General features: G+C 75.2%; 14 protein-coding genes. 4 read left to right on the plus strand and 10 right to left on the minus strand.

Annotated features, from left to right (window positions below):
• Positions 1–9 precede the first annotated feature (9 nt).
• Positions 10–531, minus strand: a complete 522-nt coding sequence (gene soxR, locus BTM25_RS12390; RefSeq protein ID WP_103563066.1) for a redox-sensitive transcriptional activator SoxR — start codon at positions 529–531, stop codon at positions 10–12.
• A gap of 77 nt (positions 532–608) precedes the next feature.
• Complete coding sequence (locus BTM25_RS12395; RefSeq protein ID WP_103563067.1) at positions 609–3,116, minus strand: AAA family ATPase; 2,508 nt, start codon at positions 3,114–3,116, stop codon at positions 609–611.
• A gap of 226 nt (positions 3,117–3,342) precedes the next feature.
• Between BTM25_RS12395 and BTM25_RS12400 the strand changes: the two genes are divergently transcribed.
• Both BTM25_RS12400 and BTM25_RS29190 read left to right on the plus strand, forming a co-directional pair.
• Positions 3,343–4,836, plus strand: a complete 1,494-nt coding sequence (locus tag BTM25_RS12400; RefSeq protein WP_146059048.1) for an ATP-binding protein — start codon at positions 3,343–3,345, stop codon at positions 4,834–4,836.
• Entirely contained in the window at positions 4,833–8,099 is a 3,267-nt protein-coding gene (locus BTM25_RS29190; RefSeq protein WP_146059049.1) for a hypothetical protein, read from the plus strand. The genes BTM25_RS12400 and BTM25_RS29190 overlap by 4 nt, the downstream gene beginning before the upstream one ends.
• A 34-nt stretch (positions 8,100–8,133) precedes the next feature.
• On the opposite strand, the gene BTM25_RS12410 is transcribed toward BTM25_RS29190, so the two are convergent.
• From BTM25_RS12410 to BTM25_RS12435, 6 genes are all read right to left on the minus strand, one after another.
• Complete coding sequence (locus BTM25_RS12410) at positions 8,134–8,313, minus strand: DUF397 domain-containing protein (protein ID WP_103563069.1); 180 nt, start codon at positions 8,311–8,313, stop codon at positions 8,134–8,136.
• Positions 8,314–8,460: 147 nt separating this feature from the next.
• Entirely contained in the window at positions 8,461–10,302 is a 1,842-nt protein-coding gene (locus BTM25_RS12415; protein ID WP_103563070.1) for a phosphoenolpyruvate carboxykinase (GTP), read from the minus strand.
• Between the two features lie 176 nt (positions 10,303–10,478).
• Positions 10,479–11,528 (minus strand): ABC transporter ATP-binding protein, encoded by a 1,050-nt coding sequence (locus BTM25_RS12420; protein WP_103563071.1) that lies wholly within the window; start codon positions 11,526–11,528, stop codon positions 10,479–10,481.
• The gene (locus BTM25_RS12425) at positions 11,525–12,325 is read right to left on the minus strand and encodes an ABC transporter permease (RefSeq protein WP_103563072.1); all 801 of its coding nucleotides are present in this window, start codon (positions 12,323–12,325) and stop codon (positions 11,525–11,527) included. The genes BTM25_RS12420 and BTM25_RS12425 overlap by 4 nt, the downstream gene beginning before the upstream one ends.
• The gene (gene modA, locus BTM25_RS12430; protein WP_103563073.1) at positions 12,322–13,077 is read right to left on the minus strand and encodes a molybdate ABC transporter substrate-binding protein; all 756 of its coding nucleotides are present in this window, start codon (positions 13,075–13,077) and stop codon (positions 12,322–12,324) included. Before modA ends, BTM25_RS12425 begins: the two co-directional genes overlap by 4 nt.
• Complete coding sequence (locus tag BTM25_RS12435) at positions 13,074–13,484, minus strand: TOBE domain-containing protein (RefSeq protein WP_103564591.1); 411 nt, start codon at positions 13,482–13,484, stop codon at positions 13,074–13,076. The genes modA and BTM25_RS12435 overlap by 4 nt, the downstream gene beginning before the upstream one ends.
• A 151-nt stretch (positions 13,485–13,635) precedes the next feature.
• Here BTM25_RS12435 and BTM25_RS12440 point away from each other — a divergent pair, with 151 nt between their 5' ends.
• A complete protein-coding gene (locus BTM25_RS12440) occupies positions 13,636–14,598 on the plus strand; it encodes an alpha/beta hydrolase (RefSeq protein WP_235828381.1) in 963 nt (320 codons plus the stop codon).
• On the opposite strand, the gene BTM25_RS12445 is transcribed toward BTM25_RS12440, so the two are convergent.
• Positions 14,579–15,748, minus strand: a complete 1,170-nt coding sequence (locus tag BTM25_RS12445; protein WP_103563074.1) for a nucleoside 2-deoxyribosyltransferase domain-containing protein — start codon at positions 15,746–15,748, stop codon at positions 14,579–14,581. The two genes, BTM25_RS12440 and BTM25_RS12445, sit on opposite strands and share 20 nt — an antisense overlap.
• A gap of 120 nt (positions 15,749–15,868) precedes the next feature.
• Here BTM25_RS12445 and BTM25_RS12450 point away from each other — a divergent pair, with 120 nt between their 5' ends.
• Positions 15,869–16,468, plus strand: coding sequence for a hypothetical protein (locus tag BTM25_RS12450; protein ID WP_205648095.1), 600 nt, complete (start codon positions 15,869–15,871; stop codon positions 16,466–16,468).
• A 53-nt stretch (positions 16,469–16,521) separates the two neighbouring features.
• On the opposite strand, the gene BTM25_RS12455 is transcribed toward BTM25_RS12450, so the two are convergent.
• Positions 16,522–16,725, minus strand: coding sequence for a hypothetical protein (locus BTM25_RS12455; protein ID WP_103563075.1), 204 nt, complete (start codon positions 16,723–16,725; stop codon positions 16,522–16,524).
• Positions 16,726–16,783 lie beyond the last annotated feature (58 nt).

Genomic DNA, 16,783 nt, shown 5'->3' on the forward strand with positions numbered 1-16,783 from the left:
CGGGGCCCCTCAGCAGGACGCGCAGCCGTCGGGCAGGGACGGCTCCCCCGCGTCGGCGGGTGCGGGGGCCGGGGCCGTGCCGGTGAGCAGGCGGCGCGGTCCCGGCCCGTCGTCGCCGAGCCGGTCGTAGGGGTTGGCGAGCGCGCATCTGCTGATCGACAGGCAGCCGCAGCCGATGCAGTCGTCGAGGTCGTCGCGCAGCCGCCGGAGCTGGTCGATGCGGGCGTCCAGGTCGGCGCGCCACAGCTCCGACAGCCGCTGCCAGTCCGCCGCCGTCGGCGTCCGGCCCTCGGGGAGGGTGTCGAGCGCGGCGCGGATGTCGCTGAGCGGGATCCCGACGCGCTGCGACACCTTGATGAACGCGACCCGGCGCAGCGCGTCCCGGGCGAAGCGGCGCTGGTTGCCCGCCGTCCGCCGGCTCTCGATGAGCCCCTTGGACTCGTAGAAGTGGAGCGCCGAGACGGCGACCCCGCTCCGTTCGGCGAGCTGCCCGACGGTCAGCTCGTTGACCCGGAATTCCAGACGCGACATGCCATCGGATCCTACGTTCCGCCCGGCGCGGTCAGCCGGGGACGGCGAACCAAGCGGACGCCGGCGGCCGAGCGCGGCTAGGAACCGGCGGGCGTGACGGAGATCGCGACGTCGTCGCCCGTCCGGTCGACGTGGACGGTGTCGCCCTCCGTCAGGTCGCCGCCGAGCAGCATCCGGGCGAGCGGGCCGTCCAGTTCGCGCCGGACGGTCCCGCGCAGCGGCCGGGCGCCCGCGCCGGGCCGGTGCCCGTGCTCGGCGAGCAGGTCGCGGGCCGCCACGGTCACCTCCAGCCCGACGCCCTGCCCGGCGAGCCGGTCCTGCGTGCCGCGCACGAACAGGTCCACGACGGCGCGGAGCTGCGGATGGTCCAGGCGGGCGAAGACGATCGTCTCGTCCACGCGGTCGATCAGCTCGGACCCGAGTTCGGCGACGAGCAGGTCCAGCACCTCGTGCCGCAGGTCCGGGCTGTCGCGGCCCGCCTCCAGAACCCGCTGCCCGCCGACCCCGGTGGTGAGGACGATGATGGTCGTCCCGAAGTCGATCGTGCGGCCCTGCCCGTCGGTGACGCGGCCTTCGTCCAGCATCCGCAGCACGACCTCGCGGACGGCCGGGTGCGCGCGCTCGATGGCGTCCAGCACCACGACGCCGTGCGGGCGCCGCCGGACGGCCTCGGTGAGCTGCCCCTCCTCCTCGTAGCCGACGTAGCCGGGCGGACGGCCGATGAGGCGCCCCACCGTGAACGCCTCGCCGTACTCGGCGAGGTCGATCAGCGTCAGCCGCCCCGACCCGCCGAACAGCACGTCGGCGAGCGCCCGCGCCGACTCGGTCTTGCCGACGCCCGGCGGCCCGACGAACACGAACGACCCGAGCGGACGGTCGGGGTCGGCGAGCCCGGCGCGGGCGCGGCGGACGGTCTCCCCGATCGCCGCGACGGCCTGCTCCTGCCCGACGATCCGCTCGCCGATGTGCTCCTCCAGCCGGATCAGCCGCCCGCGCTCCTCCTCGGTGAGGCGGTCCACGGAGATCCCGGTCATCTGCGCGACGACCTCGGCGATGTCGGCGGCCGTCACCTCGGGCGCGCCCTCGGACACGGCGCCGTCGTCGTCGTGCTCGCGCCAGTCGCGGGGACGGCCGCGCCGCGCCCGGTCGAGCTGGGGCCGCAGCTCCTCGATCTCCACGCGGAGCCGTTCGGCGCGCGGGAAGTCCTCGTCGGCGACGGCCTGCTCCTTGTCGCGGTGCAGCGCGCCGAGCCGCTGCTCCAGCTCGCGGACGTCGTCGCGCGGCGACAGCGCCCGCAGCCGGACGCGGGCGGCGGCGCGGTCGAGGACGTCCACGGCCTTGTCGGGCTGGAACCGGCCGTGGACGTGCCGGGCCGACAGCCGCGCGGCGGCGTCGAGCGCGGTGTCGGCGATCTTCACCTGGTGGTGGGCCTCGTACTTGTCGCGCAGCCCGGCGAGGATCTCGACCGTCCCGTCCGGGGTGGGCTCGGCGACCAGGACGGGCTGGAAGCGCCGGTCCAGCGCGGCGTTGCGCCCGACCGCGCGGCGGAACTCGGCGGTCGTCCCGGCGGCGACGACGTGGACGTCCCCGTCGGCGAGCGCGGGCATGAGCAGGCTCGCGGCGTCCCCGGACCCGGCGAGGACCTCGACGCCGTCCACGAACACCACGAGCTCCCCGGCGGACCCGCGGATCTCCTCCAGCATCCGCGCGACGCGGTCGGCGGTCTCGGCGCGGCTCCCGGCGGCGATGCGGGCCAGGTCGAGGGCGAGGACGCGCAGGTCCTTGAGCGGTTCGGGGACGGCGCCGTCCACGATCCGCTGCGCGACGCCCTCCAGCACCGACGTCTTCCCGACGCCGGGCTCGCCGATGAGGCACGGGTTGTTGCGGGTGCGGCGGGCGAGGATCTCGACCGTCTCGGCGATCACCTCTTCGCGGCCGACGACCGGGTCCAGCGCCCCGGTGCGGGCCTCGGCGGTGACGTCGCGTCCGCAGGAGTCGAGCACGGGCGTCCGGGACGGCCCGGCGCCGCGCCCGCGCCCCGGCCCGCCGAGCGACGGACGGGCCAGCAGCGCGTTCTGGATCTCGTTGGCGGTGACGCCCTGCGCGGTGAGCAGCCGGACCGCCGCCGTGTCCGTCCCGGCGGCGACGCCGAGCAGCAGGTGTTCCGGGCCGAGATAGCCGGCCTCCAGCGCCCGCGAGACCCGCTGCGCGTCCAGCAGGGCGCGCTTGGCCGCCGGGGTCAGCGTGACGGGCGGGTCGCCGGGCTCGCCGTCGGCGAGGTCGCCGATCCGGGCCAGCAGCGCGTCCGGTTCGGCGCCCGCCGCGCGCAGCAGGGCCCGCGCGGGGTCCTCCGCCGCCGCCGCGCCGAGCAGGTCCACGACGTCCAGGTCGGCGGCGCCGCGCCGGGCGGCGTGCTCCAGCCCGCGCCGGACGAGGTCGCGGCCAGTGTCGCTGAGGAACCGGCCGAGGTCGGCGCGCCACGCCTCGGGAGCCTCGAACGGCCGTCCGGTCAGGGAGTCGAACCCGCGGAACGGGTCGCTGAACATCGAACCGGCCACGGCGTCCCTGCTGGATGCGTCCCCCATGCGGACGGTCCTCGCCGGAGTCGCGCACACATAAAACCAAGCCTTTGTTCCCTTTCCCCACAAGGCGGGCGCGGGATTTTACCCCCGGCCGCCCGATCGCTCTGTCCTCGCGTGCGGCGTCTTTCCGGAACCGGCCGTCCGTGCCGCGGCCGACGGTCGATTCCGCCCGGACGGCCATAGGGTGTGCATCTCCCCGCCAACCCGCACGTTCACAGGGAGTGGCCCGATGTCGTCGGAATCATCGGAAGGCGCGGTGGCGCGGTGGTGGGACGCGGTGACGCGGCGGGGCGGGTTCGTCCACGCCGCCGTCGTCGGCGCACGCGGGACCGGGAAGACGACCTGGTTCCGGAGCCTCGCCGACGCCGACCCGAAGGCGGTCGCGCTGTGGGACGTCCGCCGCGTCGCGCGGGCCCGGTCGATGGACGAGGTCTGGGCCGACCTGTTCGCCGTGCTGGACGTCGAGCGCACCCCCGGCGGCGACCCCCTGGACGACCTGGAGGACCGTCTCGACGCCCTCGACCACGGCCCGGTGCTCGTCGTGGACGACTGGGACGCCGCCGTCGAGCGCGGCGCGCCCATCGGCGACTGCTGCTACGAGGTGCTGGACCGGCTCGTCCGGTTCTGCCTCGGCCAGGCCACGACCCGCGCGGGCGCGGCGTGCCTGGGCCTGGTGCTCGTCACCTCGCTGCCGGACGTCAGCGACCTCGAATACTTCACCCGGCGGGAGCAGCGGCCCACGTTCGAGCGGCTGTCGCGGCTGGTCACCCGCTCCTTCACCGCCGAGCGCTTCCCGCTGCTCGGCCGCGCCGAGAGCGAGGCGCTGCTGCGCGGCGCGGGCCTGCCCGACGCCGACGCCCGCGCGGCGGCGGACGCGTGCGGCGGCTGGCCGTGGCTGCTGACCGAGGCCGCCGCGGCGGCCCGCGCGCACGGCGGCTGGACCTCCGACGCCGCGCAGGACGTGCGGGAGCGCCGGCTGCCCGTCCTGCTCGACGCCGCGCTGCTGCCCTGCCTCGCGGTCCGGCCCGAGGTGCGGATGCTCGGCGGCGCGCCGCTCGACTACCTGGTACAAGAGCTGGACCGGCTGCGCGAGCCCGCCGCGTTCGGGCTGCCGCACGCGTTCGACGATCCGGGCCGTCCGGCGCCGCTCGTCCGGGACCTGCTGACCCGCCGGTTCCTCGTCGTGGACACCGAGAACCTGCGGATGCCGTTCCAGCGGCACGCCGAGGTCGCGCCGGACCGCTACGCCGGCGACGTGGACGCCTACCTTCAGCCGCGCGTCGGCGCCTGGCTGCGGCGGCTGTGCGCGGCCCACCGCGTCGCCGCCGACGACGTGTGGCTCGTCGGCCGTTCGCAGGAGCGCATCGACCGGACGGTCGGCGCCGCGACGCCCGGCCGCCGCCTGTACCCGCCCGCGCCGCTGCGCAGGAAGGCGCGGAGCGGGAAGAACGGCAGCGACGACAACCTCATGACCGCCGAGGTCGCCCGGGAGGCGCAGCGCAACCCGCTGGCCCGGTTCGTGCTCGCCACCGGGGACGCCGACGCGCCGTTCATCCTCGACGTCGTCGGCGCGCTGGACCAGGTCACCGTCTGCACGCCGTGGGAGGCGTCGGGGGCGCTGCGGCGGCGCCTGGCGGGCGGCGACCGGCTGATCGAGCACACGTTCAGGGAGCGGCGCCCGCCGGAGGTGCGGCGGCGCACCCCGCCCGGCGGCGCGCGGTGACGGGCTTCGACCGGCTGGCGTCGGTCCTGCGGGGACGACGGTTCTGCGCCGCCAAGCCGTCCGTGCTGGCCTGGGCGGCGGTGTCGGTGCTGGCCGTGTGGGACACGGCGGCGGACCGGCGCCTGGTCCTGGTGGACGTCGACCACCCGCTGCTCGCCGGGTTCGCCGACACCGTCCCGGCCGGCGACGTCCTCGCCCGGCTGGCCGCGCTGCCGCCCGCCGAGCCCACCGGCCCGGTCTGGACGGTCCGCACCGCGTCCGGGACCGTCGTCGCGCCGCAGCGGGCCTGGTACGACGCCGCGCTCGCGCCGCCGCGCTGGAACGAGCCCGCCGCGCTCGGCCCGGTCACGCTCCGGACCGACGACGCCGACGGCCCCTGCGTCGTGGAGCACCACCGGTCGGGGGCGCCGGTCGCGCCGGGCGAGGCCGCGACCGAACTGCTGCTCCTGCTGGCCCTGTTCACCCGGACGGCGCCCGCCGCGATCGCCGTCCTCACGACGGTCCTGGCGAAGCAGCCGCTGTTCACGGCCACCGTCCGGCCCGACGGGACGTTCCACCGCCGCGTCGGCGACCGGGCGCCCCACACCCACGTCCCGTGCGACGGCTCGGCGGCGTTCGTGTGGGACCGGAGCGCCGTGGGCGGGGCCGTCCACGTGATCGAGCCCGCGTCGCCGCTGCTGGACGGCGCGCGTTCGACCGACAAGAACGGCAATCCGGTCGTTCCGATCGGCGCGCCGCTCGCGCTGGCCGCCGGTCTCGCGGCCCCGCCGGACGGCCCGGACGGCGTCCTCATCGACCGGGGTCCGGGTTGGACGCCCGTCCCCGGCATGCCGGTCCAGAGCGATGCGGCCGGATGGACGGTCCCGCTCGACCCCGCCGCCTCGCCCCCCGGCGCGGCCCGCCGGGTGGCCCTGCGCGCCGACGGGCGGACGCTCGTCCACGACCCGTGCCCCGGCGTCGACACGCGAACGGCCCTGGACCGGATCGCCGCCTTCACCGCGGGCCTGGCCGGACACGCCGTCGCGACCCGCGACGCCTGGGGCGGGTCGCACGCGGCGGTCGAGGCCACCCGGCGGCGCGCCGTGGACTGGCTCGGCGCACGCCGCACGCCCATCGACCGGGACGCCGTCGACCACGTCGTCGCGACCGTCCTGCGCACCCAGTCCGACCCGCCGCCGCTGCCCGCCGTGCAGAGCGCGCTCCCCCGCGTCGGCGTCGAGGACCTGGAGGAGCGGCACTACGGCACGCAGGCGGTCGCGCTGCTCGTCCTGGAACGCGAGCTGGAGCGGCGGTTCAAGCGCAAGGACACCGACCCGGGCGTCTTCGCCGACGCGCTGACCGCCTACCTCGTCGCGCTCAACCAGGCGTCCACCGAGACGTGGCCGTGGGCGTGGCAGCGGATCGTCCGGCACCTGCGCGAGTACCTCGGCCGCGCGCGGCAGCCCCAGCGGCGCGAGCCGACGCTGTCGGAGCAGGCGCTGCCGCCGGCCGTGCGCCCGGAGTGGGAGCGGCTGGCGCGGCGGATCCCGTGGATCCGCTGGCTGGCCCGGCCCGCGCTGGACCCGCCGCACGGCGTCGCGGTCTCCGCCGCCGACGTCGTGGACCTGCTGACCCTGCTGCGTCCGCGCCAGGAGCCCGTCATGACCGGGACGCGGCGGCACAGCTCGGACATGGCGGTGCGGAACGTCCCGCTGCCGCCCCGGTTCGCGCAGCTCTACCGGGGGCCGGCCGTCGCGCCCGCCGTCCTCGGCGACCTCGCCGACGCGCTCGGCCCGCTGCTGCACGACCCGGGCCAGTCCGCGCGCATGGCGCAGGCGCTGACGCTGCCGCCCGCGCTCGACGCGGCGGTCGGGCGGCGGCTGGCGGACGCGATCGAGGACCAGACCGCCGCCGCGCACCTGCTGGTCGTCCGGGTGGACGACACCGAGTCCCCGCGCGTCCTGCTGGCCAACCTGTCCCCGCACGCCGGGCTGTACGTGCGCCTGGACGACGAGCCCGTCCGGCTCGCGCCCTGCGCGGTCGAGCAGGAGGGCGCGTTCAACTACTGCGCCGTCCGCGCGACGACCACCGGCGGGCAGCTCACGGTGGGATCACAGCGCGTGCCGCTGGACGCCGTCCGGTCCCCGCTGGACGAGGGCGCCGACGTCACGCTGCCCGCGCTGCCCGCCGACCTGTTCCGGGGCCGCGAACAGCAGCTCGCCCGGCTCCGGCGCGTCATCGGCGGTTCCGGTCCGCGCGCCGGGAGCCTCGTCTTCGGCACCCGGCGGGCCGGGAAGTCGTCGCTGGCCTACCAGGTCAGTCGGGACGACCGGCTGCGCGGACGGCTCTGGATCGACCTCGGCGACACGCCGACCTCGGTGACCGACGCCGCCGCCTGGAACCGCTCGGTCTGCCGGACGATCGCCCGCCAGGCCCGCCGCGAGCTGGGCATCGCGCTGGACCCGTCCGAGGGCGACGTCGTGGAACTGCTGGCCGACCTGGACGACGCGCTCGACGGCGGCAGACCGGTCGCCGTCGTCCTGGACGAGCTGGACGTCCTGCTGCTGCCCGAGCAGGGCGGCGCGGGCCGCCGGACGGCGGGCCGGCTCGGCAACCTCGCCGGCCGCAACCTCGTGCTGATCGGGACGGTCCAGCGCTTCCACCGGTCCGTCCACGAGTTCAAGACGTGGCAGGCCGTCGAGTGCCCCGCCGACCTGTCCTGGGCCGACGGCGTCACCTACTTCTTCGGCCCGCTCGCCGACCGCTCGGCCGGGCCGCGCGTCGAGTGGCCGCGCCGCGCCGGGGTCGCGCCGCGCCACTTCGCGACCGAGATCGTCCCGCGCATCGGGCTGCGCCCGTACTTCTGGGCGCGGCTGCGCAACGGCCTGGACGCGCACGTCCACGACGACCGGGCCGGGACGCGGCTGGTCACGGCGCAGGACGTCCGCCGGTACCTGGACCGGCTCGTGGTCGAGGACCCGCACCTCAACACCGTCATCGACGACGGCGCCGGACTCGACGCGCAGGAGCGGCGGCGGCACGACCTGTTCGGCGTGGACGAGCGGCGGATCCTCGTCCAGTTCGCGCAGATGGCGACGACGGGCAAGACGCTGTCGGTGACCCGGGCGGTGCGGGCGGGCGGGGAGGAGGCGCTGGCGGAGCTGGTCGACCGGGCGTACCTGGCGTACACGCCGGAGGGGACGCTGCGGACGGCCGTCCCGATCTACCACGACTTCCTGCGCGCCCGCGTGACCGACCTCGTCGCCGTCACGCCCGCCGGGTGACGCCGGGGCCCGCGCGGGCCCCGGCGCCGGGGAGCTAGGGACGGAGGTCCAGGTCGCCGTCCTTCATCCGGGCGAGGACGCGGCGCGGCAGCGGGAGGTGGCCTTGCTCGGGAGCCTTGCTGTCGCGGACGCCGACGCCTTCGGGCAGCGCGGCGACCGCCACGCAGTTCCCGACGCTCCGGCTGCGGCTCGACGTGCGCCATTCAACGGTCATGGTGACTCCAGTGGGGTGGATGCGGAGGGGCGGACGTGATCTACCCGATCACCGAGCCACAGAACATGAAAAACAGTCCGAAAACGGACGGGACCGCGTCCCCTGTGGCCAGGGGGCGCGGTCCCGTTCCGAATTCGGTGCGCGGCGTCACTCCGCCAGACGGTTCACCAGCGCGTTGTACTCGTCCCACAGCTCCTTCGGCAGGTGGTCGCCGAAAGTGTTGAAGTGGTCGGGTACCAGGGCGGCCTCCTGCTTCCAGACCTCGCCGTCCACCGACAGCAGCGTGTCGAGGTCGGCGTCGTCGATGACCAGGCCGTCGGTGTCCAGGGCGGCGCGGGTCGGCAGGTGCCCGATCGGCGTCTTCACGGCGTCGGCGCGGCCGTTCAGGCGCTCCACGATCCACTTCAGGACGCGGCTGTTCTCGCCGAAGCCCGGCCAGATGAACTTGCCGTCGGCGTTCTTGCGGAACCAGTTGACGTAGTAGATCCGCGGCAGCTTCTCGGCGTCGGTCGAGCGGCCGATCTTCAGCCAGTGGCCGAAGTAGTCGCCCATGTTGTAGCCGCAGAAGGGCAGCATCGCGAACGGGTCGCGGCGCAGTTCGCCGACGGTGCCCTCGGCGGCGGCGGTCTTCTCCGAGGCGATGTTCGCGCCGAGGAAGACGCCCTGCTGCCAGTCGAAGGACTCGGTGACGAGCGGGACGGCCGTGGCGCGGCGCCCGCCGAACAGGATCGCCGAGATCGGCACGCCGTTCGGGTCCTCCCACTCCGGCGCGATGATCGGGCACTGCCCGGCCGGGGTGGTGAAGCGGGCGTTCGGGTGGGCGGCCGGGACGCCGGACTCCGGCGTCCAGTCGTTGCCCTTCCAGTCGGTGAGGTGCGCGGGCGGCTCCTCGGTGAGGCCCTCCCACCACACGTCGCCGTCGTCGGTGAGCGCGACGTTCGTGAAGATGCTGTTGCCCCAGAACGTCTCGACCGCGTTGGCGTTGGTGTCAGCGCCGGTGCCGGGCGCGACGCCGAAGAAGCCCGCCTCGGGGTTGATCGCGTAGAGGCGGCCGTCCGCGCCGAACCGCATCCAGGCGATGTCGTCGCCGATGGTCTCGACCTTCCAGCCCGGGACGGTCGGCTCCAGCATCGCGAGGTTGGTCTTGCCGCACGCCGACGGGAACGCCGCCGCGACGTACCGCGCCTCGCCCTCGCCCTGCGGCGGGGTCAGCTTGAGGATCAGCATGTGCTCGGCGAGCCAGCCCTCGTCGCGCGCCATCGTGGACGCGATGCGCAGCGCGTAGCACTTCTTGCCGAGCAGCGCGTTGCCGCCGTACCCGGAGCCGTAGGACCAGATCTCACGGGTCTCGGGGAAGTGCGAGATGTACTTGGTGGAGTTGCACGGCCACGGGACGTCCTGCTGCCCCGGCTCCAGCGGCGCGCCGACCGAGTGGACGGCCTTCACGAACGAGCCGCGCTCCTCGATCAGCCGCAGCGCGGGCTCGCCCATGCGGGTCATGATGCGCATGGAGACCACGACGTACGGCGAGTCGGTGATCTCAACGCCGAGCTGGGAGATGTTCCCGCCCAGCGGGCCCATGCAGAACGGCACCACGTACATGGTGCGGCCCTTCATCGAACCCTTGAAGATCTCGCCGAAGGTGCGGCGCATCTCGGCCGGCGCGACCCAGTGGTTGGTCGGCCCCGCGTCCTCCTCCTTCTCCGAGCAGATGAAGGTGCGGTCCTCGACGCGGGCGACGTCGCTCGGGTCGGACGCGGCGTAGAAGCTGTTCGGGCGTTTGGCGTCGTTGAGCCGCTTGAAGGTGCCCTGCTCGACGAGGAGGTCCGTCAGGCGCGTCCACTCCGCGTCGGAGCCGTCGCACCATTCGATCCTGTCCGGCTGGGTCAGCTCGGCGATCTCCCGTACCCAGTCCACGAGTTCGGCGTGGCTGGTCGGGGCCTGGTCGTTGTGAGCGGAGGCGGACGACGCAGCAACCTGGTGGGACACGGGCAACTCCTTCTTGCTGTTCGCAGGATCCTCGCATCATGAACAAAACCGAACGTCTTTTCCATTTGGTCTGGACCAATCACGCCCGGTTTTGGGTGATCCGGCATCCATTTGTGATGCTTATCACGGGCAAAACCCCTGCTCAGAGGCCTTGGCACGGTCCCGTCCGGCCGTGTTCACGCCGGGTATACCTGGATCTCGGTGGCTTTGACCGACGTCCAGACCTCACTCCCGGTGACGAGTCCCAGCTCTGCCACGGCGGCCGGGGTGACGTCCGCCGCGACCGTGCGGCCGGGAGCGTCCAGGCGCACGCGGACCCGGTCGCCCTGCGGTTCGACGCCGCCGACCGTCGCGCGCCAGAGGTTGCGGGGGCTGCCGTCCGGGCGGGTCCGGTAGAGCGCGACCGAGGCTGGCGGAAAGGCAAGAAAGACCTCACCTCGAAGTGAGGTCGCTATGTCGATGGACGGGCCGTCCTGGACAACGGCGACCGGGCCGTGCTCACGCGCCTCGACCCGTCCCCGGAACAGGTTCAGCCCGACCAGCCGCGCCACGTAGCCGGTGCGGGGCCGCCGCGCGACCTCGGCGGGCACGCCCTCCTGCACGACGTGCCCGGCCTCCAGCACGACGAGCCGGTCGGCGAGCACCATCGCGTCCAGCGGGTCGTGGGTGACGAGCACCGCCGCGCCCGCGAACCCGTCCAGATGGCGGCGCAGCGCGGCGCGGACCTCCAGCCGGGTGCGGGCGTCGAGCGCGGACAGCGGCTCGTCCAGCAGCAGCAGGCCGGGCCGGACGGCGAGCGCGCGGGCCAGCGCGACCCGCTGCGCCTGCCCGCCCGACAGCGCGCGGGGCCGGGACGCGGCGTGCGCGGCGAGGCCGACCCGCTCCAGCCAGCCCGCCGCCTCCCGACGCGCCGCCGCTTTGCGGGCGCCCCGGCAGCGCAGCCCGAACGCGACGTTGTCCAGCGCGCTGAGGTGCGGGAACAGCAGGTAGTCCTGGAAGACCATGCCGATGCCGCGCCGGTCGGCGGGCCGGGCGGACAGGTCGGCGCCGTCCACGCGCAGGTGCCCGCCGGACGGGACGAGCCCGGCGAGCGCCCGCAGCGCCGTCGTCTTGCCCGCGCCGTTCGGGCCGAGCAGCGCGACGACCTCACCGGGCGCGGCGGTCAGCGCGAGGTCGAGGGAAAACCCGGGGCGGCGGACGACGATCCGCGCGTCCAGCCCGCTCACGGCGCGCTCACCCACCGCCGCCGCAGCGCCGCGAGGACGGCCACCGACACCGCCAGCAGCACCAGGCTCAGCACGATCGCGGCCTGCGGGTCGTTCTCCAGCGCCAGGTAGACGGCCAGCGGCATCGTCTGGGTGCGGCCGGGGAAGTTGCCCGCGAACGTGATCGTCGCGCCGAACTCGCCGAGCGCCCGCGCCCAGCACAGCGCGGCGCCCGCCGCGATCCCGGGGGCGACGAGCGGGAGCGTGACGCGGCGGAAGACCGTCCAGCGGCCCGCGCCGAGCGTCGCGGCGGCCTCCTCGTAGCGGCGGTCGGCGGCCCGCAGCGCGCCCTCGACGCTGATCACGAGGAACGGCATCGCGACGAACGTCTCGGCGAGCACGACGCCGGCCGTGGTGAACGGCAGCGTGACGCCGAACGCCTCGTCCAGCCAGCGGCCGACCAGGCCCCGGCGGCCGAGGACGAGCAGCAGCGCCACGCCGCCGACCACGGGCGGCAGCACGAGCGGGACGGTGACCAGCGCCCGCGCGAGCCGGACGCCGGGGAACGGCACGCGCGCCAGCAGCCACGCGAGCGGCACGCCGAACAGGACGCAGAGCGCGGTCGCGAGCGTCGCGGTGACCAGGCTGAGCCGCAGCGCCTCGCGGACCTGCGGTTCGGCGAGGCGCGGCCCGAGCGTGGCCCAGGGCGCGCGGGCGAGCAGGCCGACGAGCGGCAGGACGAGGAACGCCAGCCCGACCAGAGCCGGGAGCACGAGCACGAGAGGTGCCCGGCCCTGGTTCCCGTCCCGGCGCGTCACGGCTTCTCGAAGCCCGCCCTGGTCAGCGCGTCCTGGCCCGGCGCCGACAGCACGAGCGCCACGAACTGCCGGGCCAGCGCGAGCTGCGGCGCCTTGGCGAGCGCGGCGATCGGGTAGGCGTTGATCGCCTTGGCGGCCGCGGGGAAGTCGATGCCGGTGACCTGGCCGGCGGCGGCGCCGACGTCCGTCCGGTAGACCAGGCCCGCGTCGGCCTCGCCGAGCCGGACCTTCGTCAGGACCGCCTTGACGTCCTGCTCCTGCGACACCGGGCGCACCGTCACCCCGGCGGCGGCGAGCGCGGTCTTCGCGGCGGCGCCGCACGGGACCTGCTCGGCGCAGAGCACGACCTTGGTGCCCTTCGCCGCCAGGTCGGCGAGCGCGTGGACCTTCGCGGCGCCCTTCGGGACGGCGATGACCAGCCGGTTCCTGGCGAAGACCTGCGGCGCCCCGGACGCGTCGCCGTCGTCGGTCACCGTCTTCATCGTGGCCGGGCTCGCGGCGGCGAACACGTCGGCGGGCGCGCCCTGGACGATCTGCTGCGCGAGCGCCGAGCTGCCCCCGAAGCTGAACCGGACCTTCACCCCCGGATGGGCCTGCTCGAACGTCTTCCCGAGCGCGGTGAACGTCTCGGTGAGGGACGCGGCGGCGAGGACGGTCAGCGTCCTGCTCTCGGTCTTGTCGTCGCCGTCTCCGCAGGCGGCGGCCGTCAGCAGGGTCAGGGCCGCGGCGGCGGCGCTCAGGATGCGTTTCATCGTGCGTCTCCAGGGGGGTCGGGGCGTTCGACGACGACGGTGGTGGACTTCACGACGGCCTCGGCGACGACGCCGACCTCCAGGCCCAGCTCGTCGGCCGCCTCGCGGCTCATCAGCGAGACGATCCGGAACGGCCCGGCCTGGACGTCCACCTGGGCCATGACGCCGTCGCGGATCACCGCCGTGACGATGCCGCGCATCCGGTTGCGCGCCGAGGAGAACCGTTCGGCCTGGTCGCCGCCCGCCGCCTGCGCGCGGACGAACTCCGCGAGCGCCGCGCCGGGGATCCGGCGGTGCCCGTGCTCGTCCCGGTCGGCGACGAGCCGTCCGCCGTCCACCCACCGGCGGACGGTGTCGGCGCTGACGCCGAGCAGGGCGGCGGCCTCACTGATCCGGAACGTCGTCACGAGCAAACCCTACCGATCCGCAAATACAACCCCTTAGTCGACTCTCTCCTTCGATATGCGACCGTGATGACGATCCAGCAGTGGCAACTGCGGCATGCGACACCGCGCCGGGCTCTTGGCCGCGCGGACCGCGACGCGGTAGGCAGGAGGCGTGGAGAACCTCGTGATCGAGCGGCGCGGCCGGGCCAGCCTGCGGTCGCGGGCCGTGGCGGGCGGCGTCCGGGGCGTCGTGCGGCCCCGGCTCGCGCGCCTGGCCGCCCGCCCGCTGGACGACCGGGCGCTGCGGCGCGTCGCCGCCATCGACCGGCTCGCCGGACGGGCCGGGACGCCGCGCGGCGTGTCCTGCGAGCCCGTCCGGTTCGACGGGTTCGGCGCCGAATGGGTCCACGGACGCGGCGTCGGACGGGACCGGAGCCGCGCGATCCTCTACCTGCACGGCGGCGGCTGGGTGTGCTGCGGCCTCAACACGCACCGGCGGATGGTCGCGTGGTTCGGCGCGGCGGCGGGCGTCCCCGCGCTGTCGGTGGACTACCGGATGTTCCCGGCCGTCCCGTTCGAGCGCGAGGTCGAGGACTGCGTCGCCGCCTACCGGTGGCTGCTGGAGTCCCGCGACCCGGCCGACATCGTGATCATGGGCGACTCGGCGGGCGGCCACCTCACGTTCGCGACGGCGCTGCGCGCCCGCGCCGAGGGCTTGCCGCTCCCCGCCGCGCTCGTCGGCCTCTCCCCCGCGCTGGACCTGGACCTGACGGCCAAGCTCGCGCACGAGAACGTCCGGCTCGACCCGTCCGCGCCCGCCGAGCTGTTCCAACGGCTCGTGGACGCGTTCGCCGGGCACCTCGACACCTCAGATCCGGACATCTCGCCCGTCCGGGCCGATCTGACGGGCCTGCCGCCGACGCTGCTCACGGCGGGCTCCACCGAACTGCTGTTCAGCGACTCCGCCGAGATGGCGCGGCGGCTCGCGGACGCGGGCGTCCCGGTGACATTCGACGTCTGGGACCGGCAGATCCACGTGTTCCAGATGTTCGGCCCGCTGCTGCCCGAGTCCCGCGCCTCCATCCGCGACATCGGCCGGTTCGTGCGGCGGGCGCTCAGCGCAGCGCCGCGCTGACCATCCCGAGGACGGACCAGTCGGCGCGGCCGTCGCGGCACAGCTCCCCGTAGGTCGTGATCTCCACCCGCGTGACCTCGCCGTCCGCCGCGACGCCGTGCGGGCCCGCCGCGCGCAGCCGCGCCAGCTCGGCGTCGGTGATCTCGGCGGCGTAGACGTGCGCGCGGTGCGCCGAGAGCGTGGCCGCGACCTGCCGCGTCCCGCACGGCCGCAGCCGGTCGGCGGCCAGGACGAGCCCGGTCTCCTCGGCGACCTCCGCGAGCGCGGTCTCCGGCGGCGCGCCGGGGCCGGACCCGCCGGGCGGCTCGTGGACGAACCCGTCCGGCGCCGCGCCCGGCGCGCGGAACTCGCGGACCAGCACGATCTCGGTCGCGTCCAGGGTCGGCCCCGGCCGGTAGAGCACGACCGCCGAGACGTCCGGGCGCCCGAGCACGACCTCGCCGTCCTTGACCCGGTCCTCGGCGGCCACGCGGACCCGCACGCTCAGCGCCCAGAACGCCGCCGGACGGTCCTTCACCGGCAGCCGCCACACCAGCCGCGCCCCGAGCAGGACGTTCCCCGCCCCGCGCTGCGCCCCGTACCAGTGCCGGAACGACGGCTCCCGCCACACCAGCAGCGGCACCTCGCGCTCGCCCCCGGAGCGGACGGCGCCCGTCCCGATCCGCTCCAGCGCCGCCGCCAGCGTCCCCGGCAGGTCCTCAGCGACCGGCATGCCAGCCCGGACCGCGTGGTGCAGCAGATAGCGGTTCTTCGGGGCGTCCGGCGGGGCGCCGAACACCGCGCGCCCGCTGGCGTGCCACATCCCGAACTCGACGTTCGTCGTGAAGCCGGGCAGCGTGTCCAGGTCGCGCGGCACGTAGAAGACCACCTCGTCGGCCAGGTGCAGGCAGCGCTCCTCCCAGTCCACCTGGCCGAGGTAGTCGCCGTGCCAGCCGTCCTCCGGTTCCGGCGAGAACACGACCAGCCGGCCCGGACCGCGCCACCGCCGCCGCAGCTCGGCGACGGCCGCGGGCCGCCACGACGCGACGTCCGCCGCGCGCGGCGACGGACCCGCCAGGAACACCGCCGCCGCCCACGCGTCCGGCGGTTCCTGCGGGGCGAACACGACGCTGACCTCGGGATTCACGATCCGCCCTTCGTTTTCGCGCATGTTCGGACCGGGAGGCCGGGGGTAGGGGGCGCGCCAAGCAGAACGCACCTAAATTCACCCCGGAGGGTCACCATGAATCGAACCATGCGGGCACCGCGCACCAGGGGTGCCCTCAGCGGAATGCTTCTCACGCTGCTCGGGCTGTGGGGCGGCCTCATTCCCTTCATCGGACCGTACGCCCACTTCGGGTTCGCCCCGGACCGGGCGTGGCACTTCACGGCCGACCGCTTCTGGCTGATCGTCCTGCCGGCGGTCGCCACGATCATCGGCGGGCTGATCCTCATGTTCGCCGCGAACCGCGCCGTCGCGATGTTCGGCGGCTGGCTCGCCGCCGCGGGCGGCCTGTGGTTCGCGGTCGGCGGGGCGATCGCCGCGCTGTGGAGCGGCGGCCTCGGCACGCCCCTCGGCGGCAGCCTGGGGCATCGCATCGCCGTGGTGCTCTCGCTGACCACCGGGCTCGGCGCGCTGATCACGATGATCGCCGGACTGGCCCTCGGACGCTTCGCCGTCGTCGGCGTGCGCGAGTCGCGCCGCGCCGAGGCCGCGGGAGCGGCAGGTGTGGGCGCCGGGGCCGAGCGCGAACACGGCGCTCCGCGCCAGGGCGCCGCGCCGGAGTGGGAGCGCACCGGCGAGAACCGCGGCCGGCCGGTCCCCGCGCACGGACGCGCCGGACGCAACTCCAGCGAGCGGGCCGCCGGTGAACTGCGCGACCGGCACTGACCGGTGCGGCGGCCGGTGCCGCGACCGGCGCTGCGACCGGCGCCGGGCGCGGCTCACCGGTCGCGGGACCGGCGCATGTCGCGAATCGTCTTGCTCGTCTCATAGCCGTCGTCGTCGCGGACGTCCACGTCGTCGCGGTCGGTGAACATGCCGACGAAGGCGACGAGCAGCCCGACACCGCCGATCCACGGCGCGTGCCACACGAAACTGAGGGCGATGCAGACGGCAGCGATGGACAGCAGGATCAGGAGCTTCATGTCGCACCCACCTCGCGCACCCGGGCCGTCCCGGGCCGGGGACGGTGGACAGAGATCC

The sequence above is a fragment of the Actinomadura rubteroloni genome (assembly GCF_002911665.1).
Lineage (GTDB): Bacteria > Actinomycetota > Actinomycetes > Streptosporangiales > Streptosporangiaceae > Spirillospora > Spirillospora rubteroloni.

Coding starts and splice junctions, on each gene's coding strand:
- BTM25_RS12450 (WP_205648095.1), top strand. CDS start 15,869: ATGCTTCTCACGCTGCTCGGGCTGTGGGGCGGCCTCATTCCCTTCATC.
- BTM25_RS12445 (WP_103563074.1), bottom strand. CDS start 15,748: ATGCGCGAAAACGAAGGGCGGATCGTGAATCCCGAGGTCAGCGTCGTG.
- soxR (WP_103563066.1), bottom strand. CDS start 531: ATGTCGCGTCTGGAATTCCGGGTCAACGAGCTGACCGTCGGGCAGCTC.
- BTM25_RS12395 (WP_103563067.1), bottom strand. CDS start 3,116: ATGGGGGACGCATCCAGCAGGGACGCCGTGGCCGGTTCGATGTTCAGC.
- BTM25_RS12455 (WP_103563075.1), bottom strand. CDS start 16,725: ATGAAGCTCCTGATCCTGCTGTCCATCGCTGCCGTCTGCATCGCCCTC.
- modA (WP_103563073.1), bottom strand. CDS start 13,077: ATGAAACGCATCCTGAGCGCCGCCGCCGCGGCCCTGACCCTGCTGACG.
- BTM25_RS12400 (WP_146059048.1), top strand. CDS start 3,343: ATGTCGTCGGAATCATCGGAAGGCGCGGTGGCGCGGTGGTGGGACGCG.
- BTM25_RS12410 (WP_103563069.1), bottom strand. CDS start 8,313: ATGACCGTTGAATGGCGCACGTCGAGCCGCAGCCGGAGCGTCGGGAAC.